General features: G+C 42.8%; 1 protein-coding gene. It reads left to right on the top strand.

Annotated features, from left to right (window positions below; genetic code table 11):
- Positions 1 to 475: 475 nt before the first annotated feature.
- Positions 476 to 1249 (top strand): aminoglycoside phosphotransferase family protein, encoded by a 774-nt coding sequence (locus ELS82_RS24875; protein WP_134837756.1) that lies wholly within the window; start codon positions 476 to 478, stop codon positions 1247 to 1249.
- The last annotated feature ends 696 nt before the right edge of the window (positions 1250 to 1945 follow it).

The following is a 1945-nucleotide window of genomic DNA, read 5'->3' as shown; positions in this document are numbered from 1 at the left end:
GTAAAACATGCCAATGTTCGCGGGTTGCTTCATTGTCAGGTCGTGGCGGTTGGCTTATTGTTTAACTGGCTCAAAGTCGCTTTTAGGTTCTTAGCCAATCAGCATTTCAGCTTGGCAGTTGCCTCGGCAATTCACCATTGTTTTGCGCTTTGGTTGGAAAGACAGGGCGTTTGTTGAAGCTTATTTGGGTTGCCTCATTGGACAGGGAAGTGGAATTACTGGTTTTGAGTTAGTCGCCTTTGGCGGCCAAGTTGGTTCTTGCCTTGTGGTTTGGTTCAGAAAACTGGCTTGAAATAGCAGTTCTTTCTCAATTAAGTCAGTAACTTGTGGTAAAACATAACAAACAATTCAACAGTGATTCGCAACGCTTGGCGCTTTCACTTCGGGTTGAATTTAGTGTTTACGGCGCAGTATTCAAGTTCAGTGTTTGCGCTGCTCACACGTTAATTGGGCGTTAGTTGCACGAGGAGGTTTCGTGGAAGAATTATCAGGTGGAAGAGAATCAGCAATATATCGAGATGGTGAAGTTGTCTATCGTCCTCTTCAGCCGTGGAGCCCTACCATTCACCTTATTTTGAAACACCTCGAGCGAGAAAATGTAGATGAATGTCCTAGATTTCTTGGTGTTAACCAAGAACAGGAAGTCCTAAGTTTTGTCGTTGGTAATACTTATAATTACCCTCTAGTCGGTGCAATTTCTACTGTGGATGCATTAACATCAGCAGGTAAACTATTGCGTAAAATACATGACTCAACTGTGCCACTTTTGGATCAAGTAGATGTCAATGCGCACAAGTGGATGCTAGAGCCAAGAGAGCCTTTTGAAGTTATCTGTCATGGTGACTTTACCCCATACAATGTTGCCCTCTCCGAGAACACAGTTGTAGGTGTATTTGACTTTGATACTGCGCACCCTGCGCCAAGAATATGGGATTTAGCATATTCAGTTTATTGTTGGTCGCCTTTCAAAACTGACAGCAATGATAAGTTAGGCACAATCTCTGAGCAGGTAACTAGAGCTAAGTTGTTCTGTGATAGTTACGGTGCAACTACGTCTGAAAGAAATCAACTAGCGGACGCAATGATTGAGCGATTACAGGCTTTAGTTTTGTTCATGCGCAGTGAAGCTGAAAATGGTAATGAAACCTTTGCTGAAAACATAGAGCAAGGTCATCTTCAAGCCTATCTAAATGACATAGAATATATCACTGAAAATAAAGAAAAAATTCAGTGTGCATTGTGCAACTAACAAGAAATTTAAGAGTGATTCACAACGCTCGGCGTTTCCACTTCAAGCAAGTTTAGTGTTTATGGCACAATGGTTTAACTAGGGTGTCAGCGTTGTTCACACCTTAATTGGCGTTATGTTTACTTGCATTTCAAAGGCTTAAAGGTCTTAGGCTCTAGTTCTTTGTCCCTCTAGCAATTCGTCCCGAGTAGACTCAGCAAATCCGCATTGTCTGCCTTATTTCTTGAATCTCTCAGCCCGTAAAACATGCCAATGTTTGTGGGTTGCTTCATTGTCAGGTCGTGGCGGTTGGCTTTTTGTTTAACTGGCTCAAAGTCGCTTTACGTTCTCGGCCAATTAGCATTTCAGGCTTGGCAGTTGCCTCGGCAATTCAGCATTGTTTTGCGCTTTGGTTGGAAAGAAAGGGCACTTGTTTGAGCTTAGTCGGGTTGCCTCATTGGGCAGGGAAGTGGGATTACACGTTTTAGGCTGGTCGCCTTTGTCGGTCAAGTTGGTTTCAGCCTTGTGGTTTGCTTCAGAAAACTAGTTAGAAATAGCAGTTCTTTCTCAAGTAAATCATATATTTGTGGTAAAACATAACAAACAATTCAACAGTGATTCGCAACGCTTGGCGTTCTCACTTCGGGTTGAATTTAGTGTTTACGGTGCAGTGTTGAAGTTCAGTGTCTGCGCTGCTCACACGTTAATTGGGCGTTA

Source organism: Vibrio ouci (assembly GCF_004551525.1).
GTDB classification, from domain to species: Bacteria; Pseudomonadota; Gammaproteobacteria; order Enterobacterales; family Vibrionaceae; genus Vibrio; species Vibrio ouci.
This window is presented reverse-complemented; position numbering and strand designations above follow the sequence as displayed.